The sequence below is a fragment of the Lacibacter luteus genome, assembly GCF_004118265.1.
In the GTDB taxonomy this organism is placed as follows: Bacteria; Bacteroidota; Bacteroidia; order Chitinophagales; family Chitinophagaceae; genus Lacibacter; species Lacibacter luteus.
The window spans coordinates 26385-50520 of the sequence record NZ_SDHW01000002.1 but is presented as its reverse complement, the minus strand read 5'-3'; the positions used below and the strand labels follow the sequence as shown (position 1 = coordinate 50520).

Genomic DNA, 24136 nt, shown 5'->3' with positions numbered 1-24136 from the left:
GCCAACACTTGTTAGTTATCTATTGTTTGTATGAATTATTCTCCTTCCAATAAAGTTCGCATTGTTACCGCCGCCAGTTTGTTCGATGGTCATGATGCTGCTATTAACATCATGCGCCGCATTATGCAGAGCAAAGGCGCAGAAATTATTCATCTTGGTCATAACCGCAGCGTGCTTGAAATTGTAGAAGCGGCTATTGAAGAAGATGCACAGGGTATTGCTATCACATCCTATCAAGGTGGGCATGTGGAGTTTTTCAAATACATGAAAGACTTACTTGAAGAAAACGGGTGCGGCCACATCAAGATCTTCGGCGGTGGTGGCGGAACAATCTTGCCCGATGAAATTGAAGAACTGCATCAATATGGCATCACCAGAATTTATTCGCCTGATGATGGACGACATATGGGACTTGAAGGAATGATCGAAGATGTTATCAGACAATGCGATATTTCACTCAATGGAACTGGCGATTACAAAACACCAATGACCTTAGGTGAATTGAAAGATGTACGCAGGATTGCACGCAAGATCACGAATGCAGAAAACGGGCTGTCGTCAGTCGTCAATCCTCAGAGGTCAGTTGCGATCCCCGTCCTCGGTATCACTGGCACCGGCGGCGCAGGTAAATCATCCGTTACAGATGAAATCGTTCGTCGTTATTTGAATGCGTTCACCGATAAAACCATTGCTGTTATTTCTGTTGATCCATCGAAGAAAAAAACTGGTGGTGCATTGCTGGGCGATCGTATCCGTATGAACTCCATCTCCAGTCCACGTGCTTACATGCGTAGCCTGGCAACGAGAGAAAGTGATAAAGCATTGAGTGTGCATGTGCAGGAAGCCATCGACATTTGTAAAGAAGCAGGCTTTGATTTTATTATTCTGGAAAGTGCCGGTGTTGGACAAAGCGATGCATCAATTCTCGATTACTGCAATGTGAGTTTGTATGTGATGACTCCTGAATACGGAGCTGCATCGCAATTGGAAAAGATCAATATGCTTGATTATGCCGATGTAATTGCCATCAACAAATTTGATAAAGCAGGCGCATTAGATGCATTGGCCGATGTACGCAAACAATACAAACGTAATCATCAACTATTTATGGCGAAGGATGATGAATTGCCGATCGTTGGTACCATTGCGTCGCAGTTCAATGATGCAGGCGTAAACGAATTGTTTGAAAAAATTGTTCATGCAGTTGAAACAAAAACCAATACAAAGTTTGCTGCTGTTGAACATGTGGCACATAAGGATACAGTGAGCAAATCACTCATCATTCCACCTGCACGTGTGCGTTACCTCAGCGAAATTGCTGAAACCATTAAAGACTATAATCAACTGGTGGAAGACCAGGCAGCAATCGCATCAAAAATTTACCAGTTGCAGGGTGCTAAACAAACATTGGCTGCGGCTAAAGCACCATCATCAGTTATTGATGAACTGGACAAACAAATTCAACAACTCACCGAACAACAAACACCTGTTGCAAAAAAACTCATTGCACACTGGCCTGAAAAAATAAAAGCTTATCAGCAGGATTTTTATGAATACAAAGTGCGTGATAAAGTAATTAAGCAACCATTGTTCAGCACCAGCTTAAGTGGATCACGTATTCCAAAAGTAGTATTGCCGAAGTATAAAGACTGGGGCGATTTATTGAAATGGCAGGCGCAGGAAAATGTGCCGGGCAGTTTTCCGTTTGCAGCTGGTGTGTTTCCATTGAAACGTGAAGGCGAAGATCCAACAAGAATGTTTGCAGGCGAAGGTGGACCTGAACGCACCAACAAACGCTTTCACTACGTATCACTTGATCAACCGGCGAAACGTTTATCAACTGCATTCGACAGTGTAACGTTATATGGTGAAGATCCTGCGCATCGTCCGGACATTTACGGTAAAGTAGGTAACAGCGGTGTAAGTATTGCAACTGTTGATGATGCAAAAAAACTCTACAGCGGGTTTGATCTTTGCGATCCGAAAACATCGGTGAGTATGACCATCAATGGTCCGGCTCCGATGTTGCTGGCGTTCTTTATGAACACAGCAATCGATCAGCAATGTGAGAAATGGATTGAAGCGAATGGTCAACAACAATTAGTTGATGAGGCATTCGAGAAAAAATATGGTACTTCTGTAAAACCATCTTACAACAACACATCTTCACCAAATGAATTGCCATCGGGTAACAATGGTCTTGGCTTACGTTTGCTTGGTTTAAGCGGTAATGAAGTATTGCCAGCTGATGTATATGAACAATGTCGCCAAACAGCATTGCAGCAAGTAAGAGGAACAGTGCAGGCCGATATTTTAAAAGAAGACCAGGCGCAAAACACCTGCATCTTCTCCACAGAGTTTGCGTTAAAACTGATGGGTGATGTGCAGGAATATTTTATTGAGCAGAACGTTCGCAATTTTTACAGCGTCAGCATCAGCGGCTATCATATTGCAGAAGCAGGTGCAAACCCCATCACACAATTAGCATTCACGTTGGCGAATGGATTTACGTACGTTGAATACTATCTCAGCCGTGGAATGAACATTGATGATTTTGCACCAAACCTTTCTTTCTTCTTCAGCAACGGCATGGATCCGGAGTACAGTGTAATTGGCCGCGTTGCAAGAAAGATCTGGGCAAAGTCGATGAAGTATAAATACAAAGCCAACAAACGCAGCCAGATGTTGAAATATCATATTCAAACATCAGGAAGAAGTTTGCATGCGCAGGAAATTGACTTCAACGATATACGTACTACACTGCAGGCTTTGTATGCGATTTATGATAACTGTAATTCACTTCATACAAATGCATACGATGAAGCTATCACCACACCAACGGAAGAAAGTGTGCGTCGTGCAATGGCCATTCAATTGATCATTAACAGGGAACTTGGTACAGCAAAGAATGAAAATCCAAATCAAGGTGCATTTTTAATTGAAGAGTTAACGGATCTGGTTGAAGATGCAGTGATGAATGAATTCAACCGCATTACCGAGCGTGGCGGTGTGTTAGGTTCAATGGAGCGCATGTATCAACGCAATAAAATTCAGGAAGAGAGTTTGTATTACGAACATCAGAAACATACAGGTGAATTACCCATTGTTGGTGTAAATACCTTTCTCAACAAAAATGGAAGTCCAACAACTATTCCCGGCGAAGTGATACGCAGTACAACCGAAGAAAAAGAACAACAGATCAGCAACCTGCAGGCATTTTGGAAACGCAATGAAGATCGTTGTAACGATGAGTTGAAAAAACTGAAACAGGTAGCCGTAAGCAACGGTAACATTTTTGCACAGCTAATGGAAACGGCGAAGTACTGTTCACTCGGACAAATCACACATGCTCTTTATGAAGTAGGCGGTCAGTATCGCAGAAACATGTAATAAAAGAAAGGCGCTCAATGGAGCGCCTTTCTTTTATTGAAACATCATTGTTCATTCTCTTTTACTTCTTTCCCTTTTTTATCGATCATGATCAGGTTGCCGTTTTTCATAACACGTGCCTGACCTTCTACAAAGAAATCAGCGAAATTGTATTGGTATTCGAATACCAGGTTTCCTTTTCTGTTAATGTAACCCCATAATCCTTTGCTGTTCGATACAGGTGCCAATCCTTCAGAAAATCCACGGGCCGATTCAAAATTAAATGGAATAACCACTTTAAAATTGTGATCTACAAAACCGTATTTCCCATGCAACTTCACAACAGCTAAACTGTCACGGAAACAGCCGGCATCTTCATACTTAAATTCTTCTACCTCTTTGCCGGTAGAATCAATATAACCCCATTTGCCATCTTTTTTTACGGTGGCTTTGCCTTCACGTAAGGTCATTGCTTCTTCATAAATGAGTGGTACAACCAGCACACCTTGTTTGTTTACATAACCATACTTGCTTCCTTTTGTAACTTTTGCCAATCCAGATGCAAATTCATCCACATAATCGTAATCTTTTGTCCAGCTCTGTGCAGTTGTGTCGAGCGCAATGAACAGCATGAATAAGAAGAAATACTTTTTCATTGTTCATATATTTTGATAGTGAGTAAATCGTATGAACAAGGTAGATAGCTACACAGGAAAAATCTATGATAGCAGGCAGAACAAGGAATGATCATGGACAGAAAAAGAGCGTTTGGGCGAAATGGGTTAAATTGCCGGCATGAGAAAACTGTATGTGCTGCTGCCTGCGCTGCTTTTGCTGGCGGGGAGCTGTTCGAACAATCCATACAAGGCCACGAATAAATCGTACAAAAAGCAAAGCAAAGCATTTGCAAAACTCTTGCAGCAATACCCGTTGCAGGATTCGGTGAACAATGCGCCTTATTTTGTTGGCACTACCAACCTATCGATGCGAAGGCCAAATTTTGTCATCATTCATCACACCGCACAAAACAGTTGCGAACAGACATTAAAGACTTTTACACTTCCACGTACGCAAGTGAGTGCACATTATGTGATCTGCAGAGATGGAACCGTGTTTCATATGCTCAACGATTATTTAAGGGCACATCATGCAGGCATAAGCAAATGGGGAAACGCAACCGATATTAATTCAAACAGCATTGGTATTGAGTTAGACAATAACGGGTTTGAATATTTTGATGAGCGACAGATCAGCAGCTTGAACTTATTGCTGGAGCGTTTGAAGAAGTCATTCAATATTCCTGCTGCTAATTTTATTGGCCATGGCGATATTGCCCCAACAAGAAAGAACGATCCCAACTGGCGCTTTCCCTGGAAAACATTGAGCGAAAAAGGGTTTGGTTTGTGGTGGAGTGATACGGCCAATGTGCAGGTTCCCGAAGCATTCGATTATCTTACTGCTATCCGTTTGGTGGGTTACGATATTAAAGATTCTTCAGCGGCCATTGTTGGCTTTAAACGTCATTTTATGATGGATACCACCCGTGGAATGACGCCTGAAGCAACAAAAGTGCTTTATCAACTCCACAAAAAATACCTGTAACTTTAAGTAACTCCGGTCATTCGTATTGAATGATCTTTTGTAATTGCTTTTGCTTCCATATTTAAAAAGATTGCAACAGGAAACGTTTGCAATGCAGTTTTACATTTATTTAAACTGCAGAATAAAATATATTGCCGCTTTGGTAATTCCTGTACCACCTGAAAACATCGGATAAACAAAAAAGTATGACAGCAGAACAACAACGACTTTTAGATAATGCAAATAAAACTGTTCCACTCGAACGTTGGGGGCCTTACCTCAGCGAACGTCAATGGGGAACAGTGCGTGAAGATTATGGGGAACATGGCGATGCATGGGGTTATTTTCCTTTCGAACATTCGCATTTCCGTTCGTATATGTGGGGTGAAGATGGGTTGGCAGGTATCTCCGATTATTTTCAGAACCTCTGTTTTTGTGTGGCTTTGTGGAATGGGAAAGATCCTATTTTAAAAGAACGCTTATTTGGTTTGGGCAACTACAGTGGTAATCATGGCGAAGATGTAAAAGAGTTGTATTACTATCTCGACAATCTTCCATCGCATTACTACATGGAGTATCTGTATAAGTATCCGCAGAGTTTGTTTCCTTACAAAAAACTGTATGAAGAAAACAAAAAACGTAACCGCCACGAACCGGAATATGAAATACTCGATACATCTGCGTTTAAGAACAATCATTATTTCGATGTAAAGGTGACGTATGCGAAACAGCACAGTAACGATGTGTTCATTAAGATCGATATTACCAACCGTTACCACCGCCCGGCAGATATTACCGTATTGCCTACGCTTTGGTTTTCGAACAAGTGGAGCACCGATGAGAAGCAGATAAAACCTGTGCTGGAGTATGTAAACAATTATTGTGTGCATGCCTGGTACAATCGTTTGGGCGATTACTATTTTTATTTTACCGATGCAGATGATTTGTGGTTTACCGAAAACGAAACCAATAAAGAAAAATTCAACGGCACTGCAAACCAAAGCGTTTTTGTAAAAGATGCATTTCATGAAGCAGTGATCAACAATAAGCACAAGAAAAAATTAAGAGAGCGGAAGAACGGTACCAAGTGTGCAGCGGTGTATGATTTGAATATAAAAGCAGGCGACACAAAAACCATTTACTGCCGGTTAGTGGATGGTTATGTTGACAATGCTTTTTATGATGGGTTTACACACATCTTCGATCAACGAAAGCAAGAGGCAGATGAATATTACAATGCCATCACACCCTCTTCGCTCAGCGACGATCAGAAACGTATTTCAAGACAGGCGTATGCAGGTTTGTTATGGAGCAAACAGTTTTATGCGTTTGATGTGGAGCAATGGATCAACGGAACCGACGGCATTACTCCTGTAAACAATGGTAAGAAGTACGGTCGTAACCACGATTGGGTGCATTTAAAAAATGCCGATGTTATTTCTATGCCCGACAAATGGGAATACCCATGGTATGCAGCATGGGATCTGGCGTTTCAATGTATTGCCATGGCAGCTATTGATCCGGTGTTTGCAAAACATCAGCTGTTGCTCATTATGCGTGAGTGGTACATGAAACCTGATGGACAGTTACCTGCCTATGAATGGAATTTTGGCGATGTGAATCCGCCGGTGCATGCAACAGCAGCTTGGTATGTGTACAATATTGAAAAGAAACGTACAGGCAAAGGTGATGTGCAATTTCTTAAACGCATCTTTCAAAAACTGTTGATCAACTTCACATGGTGGATCAATCGTAAAGATGAAAACGGAAATAATTTATTCCAGGGTGGCTTCCTTGGTTTGGATAATATCGGCGTGTTCAATCGTAGCCATCATATTCCGGGCAATCATCAACTGGAACAAGCCGATGGTACTGCATGGATGGGCATGTATGCACTCAACATGATGGACATTGCTTTGGAAATTGCGATGTACGACGATTCGTTTGAAGATACAGCTACACGTTTCTTTGAACATTTTGTATTGATCGCAGAAGCACTCAACGAGCAACATACATGGAACGAAGAAGATAAATTCTATTACGATGTGTTGGTGATGCACGATGGCAGTCATCAGCCATTGCGAATAAAATCAGCAGTGGGGTTGACCAGTTTGTTCGCAGTATCAACCATTCACAAAAACAGTCTTACCCGTTTGCGTGATTTTAAAAAGCGCATCAACTGGTTTGAGAACTATCGTAAATCGAAAAACCGTTTCTGGCCAAACGAAGAGAAAAGTGATAGCGAAGAAATATTGATCTCACTCGTACCACGTGAACGTTTGCTGGCAATTCTTACACGCTTGCTTGATGAAGCAGAATTTTTATCCGTAGGCGGAATCCGTGCATTATCAAAAGATCATGAAAAGAATCCTTATTCAGTTGTGATCGATGGGCATACTTATTCTATTCAATACGATCCCGGCGATAGTACAAGTGATATGTTTGGTGGTAACAGTAACTGGCGTGGCCCGGTATGGATTCCATTGAACTTCTTAACCATTCAGGCCATTAAAGAGTTTGGTGATTTTTATGGCGATTCGGTGAAAGTGGAATATCCAACCGGTTCAAAAAATTACCTGAACCTGCGTGATGTGGCGAAAGAGTTAGCCTATCGTAACATCAATCTGCTTGGCTTAGATGCAAAAGGTGAACGCAGAAGCCATGAAACTTACAACTGGTTTTACAAACAACCGGGCAACGAAGAGCTGATTCTTTTTTACGAATATTTTCATGGCGATAGTGGAAAAGGATTAGGCGCCAGTCATCAAACGGGTTGGACGGCATTGATCGCTGAACTCCTGTACGAGTTTAGTTAAGCAGAAAGATTGTGTTGTAACGAACAGCTTTGGTAAGCACCGGGAGTAATGCCTTCCGCTTTGCGGAACAACCGAACAAAATAATTTACATCGGTAAAGCCGCATTGCATAGCAACCGATGTAACGGTGTTCTTTGGATCGATCAATAATTGTTTGGCGAGTTTAATACGTTCACGGTTGATGTATTCAAGCGGAGTAATACCAAACTGTTCTTTAAACCAACGGAAAAAATCGTTGCGGCTCATGTATGCTTTGCGACTGAGTGTGTCAACTGCAATTTTCTCTGTGAGATTATCATTGATGTAATGCAGAATATGATGCAGTCTGCTGTGGTTGTTCCATTCACCACTTTCACTGCTCACCTGTAACAGGTGCTGGCTTTGCATTAAGCGAATCAGTAATTCTTTCAGGTTCAGATCAGCATAAATATTTTTTGCTTTATCGCCACCACTGCACACACGAATGAGTTTGTTGATGAGATCGGTGACTTCATTTTCATTGGCGAAATGATATTGATTGAACTGCAGTTTCCAGTTATGTTCCGTATCGGGATCACTGTTGTAATAATTATCTAAATACTGAATGGTGTTGTTTACATAACGTGCATCAACTGCCAATGCAATGCATTGTGTTGGCTTATCGGCCTCTGCCTCTGGGAAATCAATCACCATTGTTTCATCGGCAGGCACAATAACTGTTTCGCCGGGTAAATAATCAAAGCTGGGCTTATCAAACAGGTGCATTACTTTTTTACCACGCACCATACTTGTAATCACAAGATCATGAAAGGTAAGCGGTACACGGTAAGCTTCCTGGTAACTTTCAAACACATTCAGTTCACAGTTCTGCAGGTTAAACACACGGCGATTCTCCACCAGTGTTTGCAACTGTTTGGGCTGAGTTAAATCGATCTTATGCAGATAATTTTTAACTGGCAAGTGGTGATTGTTTCTGTTACTGAAATTACAAAAATCGTATGCAGCAGCAAGCAGCTTTGGTACAATTGTGCTACAAAAAAATACAAAAGTGCGGCGCTTTGAAAAACTGAATTTGGAAGTTCGGTTTATTATTTAACGATTAAACAGCTTGCACCATGAGTACAATCACAGCCGCTGCACCTAAAACGAATGTCGCAGCAAGACCAGCATTCAAATCGAAATACGATCATTACATCGGGGGCGAATGGGTAGCTCCTTCAAGTGGTGAATATTTTGATAATATTTCACCGCTTGACGCCAAAGTATTTACACAGGCAGCGAGGGGAAATGCTAAGGATATTGAAAAAGCAATTGATGCTGCAACTGAAGCATTTCAAACATGGAGTAAAACAGCCGCCGCATACAGAAGTAACCTGATGTTGAAAATTGCCCAGGTAATTGAAGACAATCTTGAATACCTCGCCATTGTTGAAACCATTGATAACGGCAAAGCATTGCGTGAAACAAAAGCAGCTGATCTTCCATTGGTGGTGGATCATTTCCGTTATTTCGCCGGCGTTATCCGCAGCGAAGAAGGTTCGGTGAGTGAGCATGATGAAACAACGGTCAGTATTAATCTGCATGAACCCATCGGTGTCGTCGGACAAATTATTCCCTGGAACTTTCCGCTACTGATGGCCGCCTGGAAAATTGCACCGGCACTCGCAGCAGGATGTACCGTAGTTGTAAAACCGGCTGAACAAACACCAACCAGCATCATGTGCCTCATGGAACTCATCGGCGATATCTTACCAAAAGGCGTACTCAACATTGTAACAGGCTTCGGCCCCGAAGCAGGAAAACCACTCGCCACTTCTCCACGCATACAGAAAGTTGCTTTTACCGGCGAAACCACAACCGGTCGTTTAATTATGCAATACGCATCGGAAAACTTAATTCCCGTTACCATGGAACTCGGCGGAAAGAGTCCGAACATTTTCTTTGAATCGGTAGCAGATGCAGATGATGATTTTTTTGATAAGGCAGTGGAAGGTGCAGTGCTGTTTGCATTGAACCAGGGCGAAGTATGTACCTGTCCTTCACGCATACTGGTGCATGAAAACATCTATGAGAAATTTATGAGTCGTGTTATTCAACGCACCAAAGCAATTAAGATGGGTAACCCACTCGATTCAACAGTAATGATGGGAGCACAGGCATCGGAAGATCAGTATAAAAAAATTCTCAGCTATCTCGATATCGGTAAACAGGAAGGTGCAGAAGTGTTATGCGGTGGTGAAGCATTTCACCAGAACAGCGGATTGGAACATGGCTATTACATTAAGCCAACCATCTTCAGAGGTCATAACAAGATGCGCATTTTCCAGGAAGAAATTTTTGGACCTGTTACATCGGTTACAACATTTAAAACAACTGAAGAAGCAATTGCCATTGCCAACGATACATTGTATGGTTTAGGCGCCGGTGTGTGGACACGTGATGCACATGAATTATACCAGGTGCCGAGAGCAATACAGGCAGGTCGTGTTTGGGTAAACTGTTATCATGCTTATCCTGCACATGCACCGTTTGGTGGTTACAAAAAATCCGGCTTTGGCAGAGAAACACATAAGATGATGTTGAATCATTATCGCCAAACCAAGAACATGCTTGTTTCTTACAACAAACAGAAATTAGGGTTTTTTTAAAATAGCAAGTGGGCAAGTCGTAAATGGCAGAATCAGAAACGGCGGCCTTGTGCCGCTGTTTTCTTTTAAACTTTTTTTATGCAGATACCACGTATTGTTACAACAACAGCAGCAAACGATTTAATAGCACGCTTAAAAGAAATGCATGGTCCGTTAATGTTTCACCAGAGTGGAGGCTGTTGCGATGGCAGTCAGCCGATGTGTTTTAACGATGGTGAATTTCGTGTGGGCGGCAGTGATGTTTGTTTAGGTGAAGTAGAAGGTTGCAGATTTTATATGAGTGCCGATCAATTTGAATACTGGAAACACACGCAACTGATATTAAACGTTACACCGGGCAGAGGCAGCAGTTTTTCATTGGAAATACCACTGGGTGTACGTTTTTTTATTGAATCGAGATTGTTTACAGATGAGGAGCTGGAAAACCTGCAACCATTGTTGCAGGTAGAAACAGTTTATCGTAACTCACCTGCAGGTTCATGATCATCGTATTGATCTCTCAACTTCAGCAATTCAGTTTTTAATTGTTTGATGATGGCTTGATGTGCAGTTGAGTTGATGAGATTGGTTTGTTCCTGAGGATCTTTTTTCAGATCATATAATTCCCATTCGTTGACTGTATAGAAATAGATCAGCTTATAATCTTCTCCTCTTATGCCAACATGTGGTAATACATAATGATCGATCGGGTATTCGTAATAATGATAGTAGAGATATTTCCGGTTTAACTTTTTTTGTTTGCCGGAGATGTGTGATTGCAGACTTATTCCCTGCATCCATGCGGGTACCTTGCCGGTGGCAGCATCCATAATGGTTGGTGCAAAGTCAATGTTTTGCACCAGTTCATTTGAAACAGTTCCCGGTTTTATTTTTTCAGGCCAACGCATGAGTAAAGGAGCCTGTAACGATACATCATACATCCAGCGTTTATCAAACCATCCGTTTTCGCCAAGATAAAATCCCTGGTCGCCTGTATACATCACTAATGTATTTTTTGCCAAACCGTTTTTATCTAAGTATTCAAGCAGTCTTCCGATATTTTCATCAACAGACGCAACACAAGCCATATAATCCTGCATGTACCATTGATATTTTAATGCAAGTAATTTTCGCTTGTCTTTATAATGCTGTTGCAGCAATTTGCCACGCTCTGCATAAATTTCTTTTAATCCTTTCTGTTCCTCTTCAGAAATGTGATTAAAGATGAAGTTGTAATCTCTCTTGTAGGAAGGATTTGGTTTTAATTCAGGTATGTTTTCAAAATATGCAGGATCTATTTTCAAATCAACCACTAATTCCATATCATTCAGAATACTCATTTTCTGCCCCTGCCATGCTTTACCATGCTTGGTCATGTTTGCATATAAAGTTGGCGGTTCAGGAAAAACCTGTTTTGATGTGATCAACAAATGTTTTAAACGTGGCACCCAGTTTCGATGTGGTGCTTTATGGTGCAGTAATAATAAAAATGGTTTTTTCTTATCTCTTTGATCGAGCCAATGAAGGGCATCATCTGTGATCACATCTGTAGCATATCCATTTTCAACGATTGTATCGCCTTTCATGGTGATCATTAACGGATCATAATAACGTCCCTGGCCGGGTAGTATCTTCCAATAATCAAACCCTGATGGATAGGAATGCAAATGCCATTTTCCTGTAAGCGCAGTTTGATAACCTGCCTGCTGCAGTAAATGCGGCATGGTAATTTTTGAAGAGTCGAATCTAGTATGATTATCTTTTACAGCATTTTTATGCGAGTGCTGACCTGTAAGTAAGGTAGCTCTTGCAGGGCTGCAAATAGAATTTCCGACAAATGCCCTGTCGAAACGAATGCCTTCTTTTGCAAGCCGGTCGATATTGGGCGTATGAATAAACTGTTTGTTGTATGCACTGATGGCATCGTTGTCATGATCATCGCTCATGATATAAATGATATTCGGTTGTTGTGCAAACGCAGACTGGCAGCAAAGCAAAAGAAAGAATAAAAATCGCATGGGTGAAAGTTACAATAGTTGCAGGATATGTAGATTTGAAAAAAGATCGCCTCATGGAATTTGGACGTGTTGATGAACATGAACTGGACAGCATTGATTTTTCTCTGCCTGCTGAACCTGTGTTTAATAAAACAGTATTGAATGGAAAAGCCGTGAAAGATGCAAAAGTATATGTGGGTTGTGCCAAGTGGGGACGAACAGAATGGGTGGGTAAGATCTACCCGCCAAAAACAAAAGAGAAAGATTTTTTGCAGCACTATGTGCAGCATTACAATTGCATTGAGTTAAATACAACACATTACAAAGTGTATGGCGAAGTGGGCATCCGCAAATGGGCAGAGAAAGCAAAAGGCATGGATTTTAAATTTTGTCCTAAGATGTATCAAGGCGTTACACATCGTGGCAGTTTGAAAGGAAAAGATTTTATTACGAATGAATTTTTTCGGGGTATTGTTGGTTTTGAAGAACATCTTGGTCCCATCTTCGTGCAGGTGAGTGATACCTTTTCACCAAAACGTAAAACAGAGTTGTTCGATTATATGGCTTCGCTGCCGAAAGACCTGCAATTCTTTTTAGAAGTACGCCATCCTGATTGGTTTGCTAAAGAAGATATCCGCAACGAACTTTTCGCTACACTAAAACAAATGAACATCGGTGCAGTTATTACCGATACAGCAGGCCGCAGAGATTGTGCACACATGCATGTAACCGTACCGAAAGTATTCATTCGTTATGTAGGCAACAGTCTGCATAAATCTGATTATCCCCGATGCGATGCATGGATTGAACGGATGAAGTATTGGCTGCAGCAGGGTATTGAAGAAACGTATTTCTTTATGCACATGCACGATGAAGCAACATCACCTGAGCTGACGGTTTATCTGATTGACAAGATGAATAAAGAAATGGGATTGAACCTAATCAAGCCGAAGTTTATTGAAGGAGGTGTTTCGCAAAAACCAAAACCGAAGCAGCGGGGTTTGTTTGATAAAGATTTTTAACTCACCTCACTTCATACAACTCTTCCCATCGTGTGGTATAGCGTGGACTGCGTAATTCCTGTCGCATCTTCCAGTCTCTTGTTGTGCCGCTGGCAGCAAACTTCAATACATCATCCCGTTGACTGAAATTGATATTGTCGATCATATCCATTAACAGTCGTCCATTGTTTTTTGTTTCAGGCAAAAATAAATTGCCTTGAATCGATGCATCAGGTACAAGACCACTCAACATCACACCTGCTTTTTTGTACAGTTGTCCTTTCTCGTAAAGCTTATCAACCAATGCCACTGCAGGTTTAATGAGTTCGTTGGTAAACGAAGTTGCAACCGGTAGCGTAGCGTAAGAACTAATGGTTCCACCCCGTTTAAAATTCAGGTTATGATTCTGATCTTTTGTTACCACAAACACACTGATGAAGTTGGCGGCACTGTACTGTCGCCGTAATTTTTCGGCAGCCCTTGATGTATAGGTAGCAACGGCCTCTTTAATAGCATTGATATCACCAACCGGGCTGCCGAACATGCGTGTGGTAGCGATCATCTTTTTTGTTACAAGTTCATCTTCCATGTCTTTCGATGCAATACCGTTCAGTTCACGGATCAGCCGCACACCAACTACACCCCCTAAATGCAAACGGCCGAACTCTTCGCTCATTTTACTTAACTGCAACGCATCATCAATAAACCATTGCTCTTTTAGTTTCTGCGCATACTGATAACCCACACCCCAGATATCACCTACAGGTGTTTGCTCTAATCCCTTTCTTATTTTTTCTTCGGTATCGAGCACCAGCACACACTCCGTTTCTTTTTTATATTTTTTCGATAAGCGATTGGCAAGCTTGGCCAGCACTTTTGTTGGAGCCACACCAATGGAAACTTTAATGCCTGTCCATTGTTCTACTCTTTCCCGCATATCACGTGCAATGCGTTCCAGGTCATCTGTTGGAAAAATGCTGAGGTCAACAAATGCCTCATCTACTGAATACACTTCTACATTCTGTTCGCCAATGATGCTGCGCAAGGTATCCATCACCCGCATACTCAGATCGCCATACAAATTATAGTTACTGCTGAACACAGCCACATCATGTTTTTTGATTAATGGCTTCGCCATAAAGTAAGGCCCGGCCATATCCACACCCAATGCTTTTGCTTCATCACTGCGTGAAATAATACATCCATCGTTGTTGCTGAGTACAACAACAGGTTTGTTATCGAGATGAGGTTTGAATAAACGCTCGCAGGAACAATAGAAATTGTTGCAATCAACAATGGCGTACATGCTGCCGGAACATGGGCTAAAGCCCATTGTGTCCTTTTCATTTTTGTATCTCCAGCCTTCAGGCTGGAGCAAGTCAATAACCTCTGCGTGTTGTTGCATATTTATTATTTTTTGACTTGCCCTGGGCTTTAGCCCTGGGAATCTTTGATTAACAGGAAGCCATATTTCTTCATAAACTCATCATACTCCTGTTGAAATGTTTTCTTTGCATGATGCTCTTCCTGGTTCTTGATATATTCCCGCACCACATTTACACCGGATTCACTTACCGATACAGCGAAATAGTCATCCTGCCATTCAAATTTTTCATTGCACAGATTGTTTTTATTGATCCAGAACGAACTTTCGCCTTTGATCAACTGCACAGTCTTTGCAATTGTTTGATCTGCATTTAAAGAAAGAAGTATGTGCACATGATCCACATACCCGTTAATAAAATCAATATGAATCTGTTTTTCCTGCGCATTGGTTCGCATGTGTTGCCACACTTTCTGTCGAATGTTTTTATCAAGTAATGGTTTTCTACTCTTGGTAGCCCACACTAAATGAATCCATATTTTGATCATTGACATAAGAATGCTTTTATACCCTGGCCTGAAGGCCAGGGCAAGTTATGACTAGCTCTGGGTTTCAACCCAGAGACCTGATTGAATGAACAACAACTCCCCACATTTTAAAATCATCAAACTCTGCCAGGTTAATGTTTTTGTATCGCCCATTTTCTGCAATCAAAAATTCCGATGAAAAATTTTTATGAAATCTTCGCACCAGCAATTCACCATTCAGCACAGCGACAATAATTTTTCCATTCACTAATTTCAATGAGCGGTCAACAATTAAAATATCACCATCAAAAATGCCCGCCTGTTCCATGGCATCACCTTTCATTTTAAAAAAGAACGTAGCCGGCTTGTTTTTAATCAGCTGTTCATTCAAGTCAATACCACGTTCAGCATAATCATCGGCGGCTGCACCAAAGCCCGTAGCATTTGCGGTACGCACCTGTTGTTGTGTAAACTGTTTGCTGCCTTTATAAGCGGCGCCAAAAAAATCTTCCCCATCCATAAAAAAGAGTTTATCTCCGGCAGGAGTGTGAATAAAAAAGTATGTCTGGGTTCGTAAGAAAGTTTGGTAAAGCTAAAATTTTTAGTAATTTAGTAGTGCAGTTCGGCAAAATATTTTTTCCAGCTGCGGTACTTCAAACTCACTCATCAGTCAGCAAGCTGATTGACCTACTCTACAAACAAGCCGGAATTTTTGTGCATCATTTGCACACAGCAATGTATTGAACGAAACGATCAATGCAACAGTGAGCAATGTGTTTGCACATTAGCAATCGTCAATCAAAAATCTAAAATTGTTTGTTATGCAATTACAGTCAATCACAACAGCCACCATTCCCGGTTACAGAATTTATGAGTACCTGTTGGTATTAAGTCCGTATGAAGAATTATGGCAGCGTATTCTAAAAGAAAAAAATGCATTTGCAGAGAAATACAAATCCGATCATGCAAAATGGGGCAAGCCACATATTACACTCGCCAACTTTCTGCAATACGAATTAATGGAAGAGCGATTGGTGAACCGGCTCAACATGATCGCTATGGGTTTTCATCCCATTAAAGTGGAGTTGAAGGATTACGGCAGTTTTCCTTCGCATACCATTTACATCAACGTAGTGAGTAAGCTGCCCATACAATCATTGGTAAAAACCATTCGCACCGAGGCACAACGACTGATGAAACTCAACGACGATAATAAACCACATTTCATTCTTGAACCACACTTAACCATTGCACGCAAGCTGCAACCCTGGCAATACGAAAAGGGCTGGCTCGAATACAGTCACAAACATTTCACCGGGCGTTTTATTGCCGATGGAATGTTGTTGTTAAAGCGCCCCTTGGGTGAACAACGTTACCAGATCGTACGCCGGCTTGAATTTCAAAACCTTGCTGTTACAACCAAACAGGGAGAGTTATTTATGTAGTCGCCGCTGGTGCTACTATTAAACTATTGTTGCGTCGCACACTTGTACGTCCAACAATACTATTCATCTTTTATTAACCACAGAGACACAGTGTACACAGAGCATTGTACTTTGAGTATCTCCGTGTCTTTGTGTCTCCGTGGTTCAAACAAAACATCATGTCAGAGAAACTACAACAGGATCATTATAAAGTAAAACCAAAAGATGCTGACGAAACACAGCCTTATCATGCAGGCCGTGGCGCACAGTTCAACACCAAGAACCGCTTTTTAAAAAACGAAGTAACCAAAGAACACATCGAAGGCATCGACGATTGGGAAGAACGTGAATTGAAAACACAATACATCGAAGTTCATCCCAAAACAATTGTCAATAAAGTGGAAAGCCCCGATGTAGGCATGAGCTACAGTATGAACCCTTATGCCGGTTGCGAACATGGTTGCATTTACTGTTATGCACGCAATGTGCATGAGTACTGGGGTTATAGTGCAGGTATGGACTTTGAGCAAAAAATTCTTATCAAAAAAAATGCACCGCAGCTGCTGCGAAAATTTTTAATGCATCCCAAGTGGGATGCTACACCCATCATGCTCAGCGGTAACACCGATTGTTATCAACCGGCCGAACAAACCTATCGGTTGACAAGAGGATTGTTGGAAGTATGCAACGAGTTTAATCAACCTGTTGGCATCCTCACCAAAAATGCATGGATACTGAAAGATAAAGATGTGTTGCAGGAAATGGGGAAGAAGAATATTGTATCGGCCATGGTGTCCATTACATCGTTCAACGAAGATCTGCGAAGAGTAATGGAACCACGTACGGTAACCGCCAAACAAAAACTGAAAGTGATCAACGAACTCAGCAGTGCAGGTGTGCGCATGGGAATTATGATGGGACCCATGATACCCGGCTTGAACGAACATGAAATGCAACGCATCATGAAAGCAGCAAGAGACAACGGTGCAACATTCACGGCTTACACCTTTATTCGGTTGAATGGCGCCATCAAATTTTTATTTCACGATTGGTTGTATAAAAACTTTCCCGACCGTGCCGATAAAGTATGGCATCATATTGAACACAGTCATGATGGACAGGTGAACGATACACGATGGGGTGTGCGTATGCGTGGCGAAGGACCTATTGCCCAACTGGTGGCACAACAGTATAAAAAATATGGAAAGCTCTATGGTATGAATGCAGAAGAATGGAGTTTGGACAGAACAAAGTTTCGGCGGCCGGGTATGCAGACGAGTTTGTTTTGAAAAAGCAATTTGCTATATTTCAAAATAAAACACCCAAATGGCCACAAAAAACATCTTTGATAAGCCTTTTGACGAAGGCACCCTTGATAAGTTGACAATTTTTGAAGATTATTTTAAAGAATGGCTTCCTGTATTTCTTGCTAAGCCTGATCCGATTTGGAAAGAGATACAAATTTTTGATTTGTTCGCTGGAGAGGGAAAGGATGTAAATGGAGTTTTGGGTAGTCCCATGCGAATTATTTCAGTTCTAAATGCAAATAGAGATCTGATCTTAAAAAGTGGGGTAAAAATTAAAGTTGTTGTAAACGAATACGAAAAACAAAAATTTGATCTACTCGTGTCAAATTTGAAATCAATTGCCGATACATCTCTTTATGAATTAGAGCTATACAATGATGATTTTTATAAGATTTTCGAAAGCTACTATGAAAGCATGAAAAAAACGGCAAATTTTCTTTTTTTAGATCAAAATGGTATTAAACAAATTACAGAATCTGTTTTCAATAAATTAATTCAACTCAAACAAACTGATTTTCTATTTTTTATTTCATCATCGTTTATCAAAAGGTTTAATGAGCTTGACGAATTTAGAAAGTATTTAAAAATTACAAAGCAGGATTTGGAAGGTAAAAGTTATTATCACATTCACAAGGTCGTACTTGAGTATTACAGATCAATGATTCCGAAAGGGAAAGATTATTTTTTAGCACCATTCTCAATAAAAAAGCCTGCTGGTATATACGGGTTGATATTTGGGACTAATCACACTCTCGGGATTGAAAAATTTCTGCATGTTTGTTGGAAGCATGATAGGCTCACAGGTGAAGCCAATTTCGATATTGACAATGAAGGTATTGATTTAACAAGGCCTTCGTTGTTTGAAGAATTTAATAAGCCAACAAAGCGTCATCTATTCGAACAGAAGCTAAAAAGCAAAATACTTGAAGGAGACCTAAAGACTGGTAAAGAGGTATATCTTTGGGTCTTAAATGAAGGGTTTCTTTTAAAAGATGCAAACCCAATTTTTAGAGAACTTATACAACTGAGGAAAATTGAAATAGGGTTTAAGTTAATCAGTGCAAAAATTCATAAACTATTAGAACCCTCGTTAATTAAACTACTATAACATGGCTCAATCTTCAATAGAGTGGACAGAAATGACTTGGAACCCAACTACAGGTTGTAATAAAATTTCTGCTGGCTGTAAACATTGCTATGCAGAAGTGATGGCGAATCGATTACAGGCAATGGGAATCGACAAGTATAAAGATGGATTCAAACTGAGGATTCACGATGATGCGTTATTAATACCTTATTCGTGGAAACATCCGAAAATTGTTTTTGTTAATTCAATGAGCGATCTTTTTCACAAGGATGTTCCTCTTGAATTTATTAAGAAGGTGTTTACTGTTATGAATGAAAACCCGCAGCATACATTCCAGGTTCTTACAAAGCGTTCAGATGTTTTATTAAAGTATCATAAAGAATTAAAATGGACACATAATATTTGGATGGGTGTTTCGGTGGAAGATGACAGAGTAAAACACAGAATTGACGATTTGCGTAAAACAAATGCAAGAACAAAATTTCTGTCCTGCGAACCTTTAATAGGCCCTTTAAACAAACTCAATCTTAAAAAGATAGATTGGGTAATTGTTGGAGGTGAGAGCGGACGTAAGCCAAGGCCAATGGATGTTGATTGGGTTTTGGATATTCAGCAGCAATGCGAAAAAGCAAAAGTGGCGTTCTTCTTTAAACAATGGGGTGGAACAAATAAAAAGAAAACTGGAAGATTACTTAATGGTCGTACTTACGATGAAATGCCTGTAATGGAACATTTAGAAGAAGTAATTCATTAATCAATATGCAAACAAGAAAATCATTCATCGCAAAACTCTCTGCTGCCGCCGCAGCAATTACCGGCTTATCTTCGTTCAAACAACAACCAATGGACAAAGAACTGAAGAACGTATTCATTCATCATGTGTATTTCTGGTTAAAAAATGCAGACAGCAAAGCCGACAGGGACAAACTGGTGGAAGGCTTAACCAAACTGTCGAAAGTAAAAACCATTCAAAACTTTCACATCGGCAAACCGGCTGATACAAATCGTGAAGTAATTGAACGGGGCTATGCTGTTTCCTGGATGCTGCAGTTTGCTAACGGCACCGATCAGGCCAGCTATCAAACAGATCCAGTTCATTTAAAATTTGTGGAAGACTATTCGCATTTGTGGAGCAAGGTGATTGTGTATGATTCGGTAGATGTATAGTTGTTTGTAGCTAAAATGAAAAATAGTAATCGTCATTGCGAACTTGTGAAGCAATCTTTTTAATAAGACTGCTTCGTTCCTCCGATGCTTCGATCGGAGTTATAAACTCGCAGTGACGTTTCTTTTTTACACTGTTACTAACCGCTGTTGTACCAATTAAGAAGTAAATTTATACAGCGATGGTACTTCTTATTCAATGCAAAGACAGGGTGGGCCTTGTGGCCGCAATCAGTGCTGTGTTGGCAACACGCAACCTCAACATCGTTTCCATGCGTGAGCATGTGGATGTGCAGGCCAATGTATTTTTTACACGCATTGTAAGTGCACAGGAAACAGAAGTGCAAGAACTGCAGCAACAACTACAAGCCGTATTGCCTGCCGATGCAAGCATCAGCATTAATCCCGAACCGCAGAAGAAAATTGTACTACTTGTTACAAAAGAATATCACTGCCTCAGCGATATTTTAATTCGTCATCATTTTTCCACATTAGGCGCAACAGTACAGGCTGTTATTGGTAATCATGCAGTGCTGCAAAATATCTGCGAACGGTTTGATGTGCCGTTTCATTTCATCAGTCATGAAAACAAAAGCAAAGAAACATTTGAACAGGAGTTGATGCAGCAGATCAATGCGTATACATTTGATTACATCATTCTTGCCAAGTTTATGCGAATACTTTCACCATCATTTGTACAACAGTTTGCATTAAAGATCATTAACATTCATCATTCCTTTTTACCGGCGTTTATTGGTGCAAGTCCGTACAGGCAGGCACATAGCCGTGGTGTAAAAATGATTGGCGCCACTGCACACTATGTTACAAACGATCTGGATGAAGGCCCCATCATTGAACAACAAAGCATACCGGTGAATCATACATTCGGTATTGAAGACATGATCAAAGCAGGAAAGGAAATTGAAAAAGCAGTGCTGGCAAAAGCATTGAAATTATTGTTTGAAGATCGTGTGTTTGTATATCAAAACAAAACCATCGTGTTTGAGTATTGATTGTTGTTTGCAACATCATTGAAAAAATATTTTTAAAAATTCTTTTCAAAAAAGTTGGTAACATCAAAAAAATAAATTCATCTTTGCACTCACAAAAATTATAAACAACAAAAAATGCTACGCATACAATCACATATTGAAACAGTGAATCGGTTTAGTCCCAAAGGAGACTATACTATTTGCGGGGCAAGTACTGCTGTTGAATAAAGTTGAAGAAACGAATTCGCTATAACACAGGCCCCGCAAGAGATTGCGGGGTTTTTTGTTTATATACATCTCCATGCAGTTGCAATGAAGAATGGATGAACTGTTTATACAGTTTGTAATGGCCGTTGCTATGAAATGAAAAACATCTTTAACCGAAATGAGTAAATGAACAAAACAAAACGACAGTACATACGAATGAATTCAGTGCAGGCATGTTCGGCAATAATGCATCATTGGTTACTGCAACCAAACAGGAGTAGTATGCCCATTTGTGATGGTAATGAATTTATTCTGAAACGACCGGATCGTATCTATACATAAACAGTTATGTAGTGGAGAAGATGAACCCGGTCGAGATAACGACCGGGTTTTTTTATGGCGCTAAACGAAAGGAGGAGCAAATGAAATTTTTATTCATCATCACAGTTATCCGCTTTTTAATTGAATGGATAAGCAAGGAGGAAAAAACAGAAGCAAAAAACGATGTGCAGGAGCAGGTGTTACACCCGGCGGCACATCCGTTACGATAAAAGATTATGTGCAGAGGAGGAAATAAGCAACCCCTGTTTACCGATGCAAGCGGTAAGAGATGCAGCAGGGGTGCTTTTCCAAAAAATATAGCAGCATTCCAATTGGTTGGATACTCCGCCTGGAACGGAGAGGCTGCAGGTTCGAGTCCTGCCTGCTATACAAAATATTGAGTGGTGTAATGGTTTAGCATATCAGTCTTTGACACTGATGATGATAGTTCGAATCTATCCTCAATAGCAAATGTTGGCTTTAGCTTATGTGGTAAAGCATCCGTCTGTGCAACGGAAGAACAGGGTTCGAATCCCGGAGTCAACCAATGGAAATGAAAAATTTAAAATGAAAAAATAGAAAGAATTAAAATCAATACGGCTGAGTGTAATGGTAACATGTTCGTCTCCCTCTCTTTCTGAGAGGCAAGTAGCAGATGATTGTATTCGGTTCGAATCCGGAAGCCGTACAAATTTGACTTATAGTTCAATGGATGAGAATGCTGCGCTACGAACGCAGAGATACAAGTTCGACTCTTGTTAAGTCAACAATAGATTGTGGTTTAGAGTAACGGTTAACTCGAAGGTCTCATAAGCCTTAGCTGCAGGTTCGAATCCTGCAACCGCAACAATGATTGACCCATAGCTCAATGGTAAGAGCAGGAACCTTATACGTTCAAGGTTATCAGTTCAAATCTGATTGGGTCAACAAAATAAGATGACTTAGCTCAATTGGTTGAGAGCGTTACCCTGATACGGTAAAGGTTGAAAGTTCAAGTCTTTCAGTCATCACAAACAATGCGACTTAATTCAATGGGAGAAGATCATCGTTACAAGGTGATAGTTGAAAGTTCGAATCTTTCAGTCGCAACAAAAAAGTCTCGTAGCTCAATTGGCAGATGTATCCGGCTTTTAACCGGAGGGTTGTGAGTTCGAATCTCACCGGGACTACAATGGATGAATAGCTCAACGGCAGAGCGGCGGTTTGTTAGACCGTTGGTTGAAAGTTCGAATCTTTCTTCATCCTCAATTGTGAGTGCGACGAAGTTGGAGAGTCGTAGCGGTCTGTAAAACCGCTGCTTTTATAGCTGAGTAAGTTCGAGTCTTACCACTCACACTTATGGAGAGAGTCCGGATGGTCATGGATGCTGTCTTGAAAACAGACTGGGTGTAAAAACCTCAAGAGTTCGAATCTCTTTCTCTCCGCTATGTATTAGAAAACATGATTTGCGATATGCAGTACAAGAGTGCGACGCAACGAAGATGATCGGAGTTTTTGTAGCATGGAACAAAAAGTAAAACGGAGAGTTGACAGAGTGGTAATGTGCCAGCCTGCTAAGCTTGGGCTATCGTTTATTCGATACAAAGGTTCGACTCCTTTACTCTCCGCATTGTTTGAAACAGTTGAGTTCGATGATGAGGAAATAAGATATCAGTCAGTAACTGTAGCAAACAAACTGGTGCTTTGGCAGAATGGATATATGCACCGGAGTGAAATCCCGGACATCGTGGTTCAATTCCACGGGGCACCACTTGAAATGAGAATTGGAGAATGAAAAATTAAAAATGTAAAACATTCTTTTAAAAGATGAACAATGAACAAACAAAACAAGTGAGTGACACAACGAAGATGCTATGAAATACTTCTGTTGGTCGCAAAACAAAAATTAAAAATGTAAAACAATGGAACAGCGGCAATGGAGAAAATTAAACGGGCAACGGATTCAGCGGCCGATTGAAGATGAAGTAAGGGCTGTGTTGGTGCGTGAAAAAGAAATGGAACACGAATTGAAAGTGTGCATTGGTACCGATAGCCAGGTGAAGAGCAGGGAAACTGAATTTGCAACCGTGATCGTTTTCATCCGGAAAGGAAAAGGCGGGTTCATGTACATCCACAATGAAACAACAAAACAAAAAATGAGCATCAAGCAACGGATGTTAACGGAAGTTGCGATGAGTATTGATGTGGCGTATGAATTATGCCGGTTGTTTACACTGTATAATGTGGATATGGAAGTACATGCCGATATTAACACCAACCCTTCTTTTAAAAGCAATGATGCGTTGAAGGAAGCAATGGGTTATATCATGGGAATGGGCTTTGCGTTTAAAGCAAAACCACAGGCCTTCGCCAGCTCCAGTTGTGCAAATAAAGTGGTGCAATAGTCTGAACCATGATTTAAGAGATTTTCAGAT

Annotated in this window: 20 protein-coding genes and 12 tRNA genes; 26 read left to right on the top strand and 6 right to left on the bottom strand. The window is 40.7% G+C overall.

Annotation, left to right across the window (positions count from 1 at the left end; all coding sequences use genetic code 11):
* The first annotated feature begins 30 nt into the window (after positions 1 to 30).
* Entirely contained in the window at positions 31 to 3390 is a 3360-nt protein-coding gene (locus ESA94_RS07785) for a methylmalonyl-CoA mutase family protein (RefSeq protein WP_129130323.1), read from the top strand.
* Between the two features lie 44 nt (positions 3391 to 3434).
* Here the strand turns inward: ESA94_RS07785 and ESA94_RS07780 are convergent, their stop codons facing one another.
* Positions 3435 to 4025, bottom strand: a complete 591-nt coding sequence (locus ESA94_RS07780; protein WP_129130322.1) for a WG repeat-containing protein — start codon at positions 4023 to 4025, stop codon at positions 3435 to 3437.
* Positions 4026 to 4164: 139 nt separating this feature from the next.
* Here ESA94_RS07780 and ESA94_RS07775 point away from each other — a divergent pair, with 139 nt between their 5' ends.
* Positions 4165 to 4971, top strand: a complete 807-nt coding sequence (locus ESA94_RS07775; RefSeq protein ID WP_129130321.1) for an N-acetylmuramoyl-L-alanine amidase — start codon at positions 4165 to 4167, stop codon at positions 4969 to 4971.
* A 185-nt stretch (positions 4972 to 5156) separates the two neighbouring features.
* Positions 5157 to 7766, top strand: a complete 2610-nt coding sequence (locus ESA94_RS07770; protein ID WP_129130320.1) for an MGH1-like glycoside hydrolase domain-containing protein — start codon at positions 5157 to 5159, stop codon at positions 7764 to 7766.
* Here the strand turns inward: ESA94_RS07770 and ESA94_RS07765 are convergent.
* Positions 7763 to 8704, bottom strand: a complete 942-nt coding sequence (locus ESA94_RS07765) for an AraC family transcriptional regulator (RefSeq protein WP_129130319.1) — start codon at positions 8702 to 8704, stop codon at positions 7763 to 7765. The two genes, ESA94_RS07770 and ESA94_RS07765, sit on opposite strands and share 4 nt — an antisense overlap.
* Positions 8705 to 8859: 155 nt before the next feature.
* On the opposite strand from ESA94_RS07765, the gene ESA94_RS07760 reads away from it, so the two are divergent.
* Positions 8860 to 10392: an aldehyde dehydrogenase family protein gene (locus ESA94_RS07760; protein WP_129130318.1), complete on the top strand. Its 1533-nt coding sequence runs from the start codon at positions 8860 to 8862 to the stop codon at positions 10390 to 10392.
* A gap of 78 nt (positions 10393 to 10470) precedes the next feature.
* On the top strand, positions 10471 to 10875 hold the full coding sequence (locus ESA94_RS07755; protein WP_129130317.1) for a DUF779 domain-containing protein: 405 nt from the start codon (positions 10471 to 10473) through the stop codon (positions 10873 to 10875).
* Here ESA94_RS07755 and ESA94_RS07750 read toward each other — a convergent pair.
* Positions 10848 to 12389, bottom strand: a complete 1542-nt coding sequence (locus ESA94_RS07750; protein ID WP_129130316.1) for a sulfatase family protein — start codon at positions 12387 to 12389, stop codon at positions 10848 to 10850. The two genes, ESA94_RS07755 and ESA94_RS07750, sit on opposite strands and share 28 nt — an antisense overlap.
* Positions 12390 to 12391: 2 nt before the next feature.
* Between ESA94_RS07750 and ESA94_RS07745 the strand changes: the two genes are divergently transcribed.
* Positions 12392 to 13390: a DUF72 domain-containing protein gene (locus ESA94_RS07745; RefSeq protein WP_240671010.1), complete on the top strand. Its 999-nt coding sequence runs from the start codon at positions 12392 to 12394 to the stop codon at positions 13388 to 13390.
* Position 13391: 1 nt separating this feature from the next.
* Here the strand turns inward: ESA94_RS07745 and ESA94_RS07740 are convergent, their stop codons facing one another.
* The 3 genes from ESA94_RS07740 to ESA94_RS07730 are packed head-to-tail and all read right to left on the bottom strand — an operon-like array spanning position 13392 to position 15740.
* On the bottom strand, positions 13392 to 14774 hold the full coding sequence (locus ESA94_RS07740; RefSeq protein ID WP_129130315.1) for a Y-family DNA polymerase: 1383 nt from the start codon (positions 14772 to 14774) through the stop codon (positions 13392 to 13394).
* Positions 14775 to 14803: 29 nt separating this feature from the next.
* Positions 14804 to 15247, bottom strand: a complete 444-nt coding sequence (gene tnpA / locus ESA94_RS07735; RefSeq protein ID WP_129130314.1) for an IS200/IS605 family transposase — start codon at positions 15245 to 15247, stop codon at positions 14804 to 14806.
* A gap of 58 nt (positions 15248 to 15305) precedes the next feature.
* On the bottom strand, positions 15306 to 15740 hold the full coding sequence (locus ESA94_RS07730; protein WP_129130313.1) for a LexA family protein: 435 nt from the start codon (positions 15738 to 15740) through the stop codon (positions 15306 to 15308).
* Positions 15741 to 16041: 301 nt separating this feature from the next.
* Here ESA94_RS07730 and ESA94_RS07725 point away from each other — a divergent pair, with 301 nt between their 5' ends.
* The 20 genes from ESA94_RS07725 to ESA94_RS07640 all read left to right on the top strand — a co-directional run bounded on the left by ESA94_RS07725 (position 16042) and on the right by ESA94_RS07640 (position 24106).
* Entirely contained in the window at positions 16042 to 16665 is a 624-nt protein-coding gene (locus ESA94_RS07725; RefSeq protein ID WP_129130312.1) for a 2'-5' RNA ligase family protein, read from the top strand.
* Between the two features lie 158 nt (positions 16666 to 16823).
* On the top strand, positions 16824 to 17933 hold the full coding sequence (locus tag ESA94_RS07720; protein WP_129130311.1) for a PA0069 family radical SAM protein: 1110 nt from the start codon (positions 16824 to 16826) through the stop codon (positions 17931 to 17933).
* 37 nt (positions 17934 to 17970) lie between these two features.
* Positions 17971 to 19059 (top strand): three-Cys-motif partner protein TcmP, encoded by a 1089-nt coding sequence (gene tcmP, locus ESA94_RS07715; RefSeq protein WP_129130310.1) that lies wholly within the window; start codon positions 17971 to 17973, stop codon positions 19057 to 19059.
* Between the two features lies 1 nt (position 19060).
* Positions 19061 to 19792, top strand: coding sequence for a DUF5131 family protein (locus ESA94_RS07710; protein WP_129130309.1), 732 nt, complete (start codon positions 19061 to 19063; stop codon positions 19790 to 19792).
* 5 nt (positions 19793 to 19797) lie between these two features.
* On the top strand, positions 19798 to 20205 hold the full coding sequence (locus ESA94_RS07705) for a Dabb family protein (protein ID WP_129130308.1): 408 nt from the start codon (positions 19798 to 19800) through the stop codon (positions 20203 to 20205).
* 179 nt (positions 20206 to 20384) lie between these two features.
* Positions 20385 to 21215 carry a formyltetrahydrofolate deformylase gene (gene purU / locus ESA94_RS07700; RefSeq protein ID WP_205755937.1) on the top strand — a complete coding sequence of 277 codons (831 nt, stop codon included), beginning with the start codon at positions 20385 to 20387 and terminating at the stop codon, positions 21213 to 21215.
* 608 nt (positions 21216 to 21823) lie between these two features.
* Positions 21824 to 21952, top strand: a complete 129-nt coding sequence (locus tag ESA94_RS21750; RefSeq protein ID WP_262708025.1) for a hypothetical protein — start codon at positions 21824 to 21826, stop codon at positions 21950 to 21952.
* An 87-nt stretch (positions 21953 to 22039) separates the two neighbouring features.
* Positions 22040 to 22112: transfer RNA gene (locus ESA94_RS07695), tRNA-Pro, on the top strand.
* Between the two features lie 5 nt (positions 22113 to 22117).
* Positions 22118 to 22190, top strand: a tRNA-Gln gene (locus ESA94_RS21400).
* A gap of 5 nt (positions 22191 to 22195) precedes the next feature.
* A tRNA-His gene (locus ESA94_RS07690) sits at positions 22196 to 22268 on the top strand.
* 148 nt (positions 22269 to 22416) lie between these two features.
* Positions 22417 to 22489, top strand: a tRNA-Arg gene (locus tag ESA94_RS07685).
* 8 nt (positions 22490 to 22497) lie between these two features.
* Positions 22498 to 22569 (top strand) — tRNA-Met (locus ESA94_RS07680).
* A gap of 7 nt (positions 22570 to 22576) precedes the next feature.
* Positions 22577 to 22649, top strand: a tRNA-Ile gene (locus ESA94_RS07675).
* A gap of 8 nt (positions 22650 to 22657) precedes the next feature.
* Positions 22658 to 22732, top strand: a tRNA-Ile gene (locus ESA94_RS07670).
* Positions 22733 to 22739: 7 nt separating this feature from the next.
* Positions 22740 to 22811: transfer RNA gene (locus ESA94_RS07665), tRNA-Val, on the top strand.
* A 6-nt stretch (positions 22812 to 22817) separates the two neighbouring features.
* Positions 22818 to 22891, top strand: a tRNA-Lys gene (locus tag ESA94_RS07660).
* A gap of 4 nt (positions 22892 to 22895) precedes the next feature.
* Positions 22896 to 22967: transfer RNA gene (locus ESA94_RS07655), tRNA-Asn, on the top strand.
* Positions 22968 to 23062: 95 nt separating this feature from the next.
* Positions 23063 to 23146, top strand: a tRNA-Ser gene (locus ESA94_RS21395).
* Positions 23147 to 23242: 96 nt separating this feature from the next.
* Positions 23243 to 23329 (top strand) — tRNA-Ser (locus tag ESA94_RS07650).
* Between the two features lie 294 nt (positions 23330 to 23623).
* Positions 23624 to 24106, top strand: coding sequence for a ribonuclease H-like YkuK family protein (locus tag ESA94_RS07640; RefSeq protein ID WP_129130306.1), 483 nt, complete (start codon positions 23624 to 23626; stop codon positions 24104 to 24106).
* Positions 24107 to 24136: the final 30 nt, after the last annotated feature.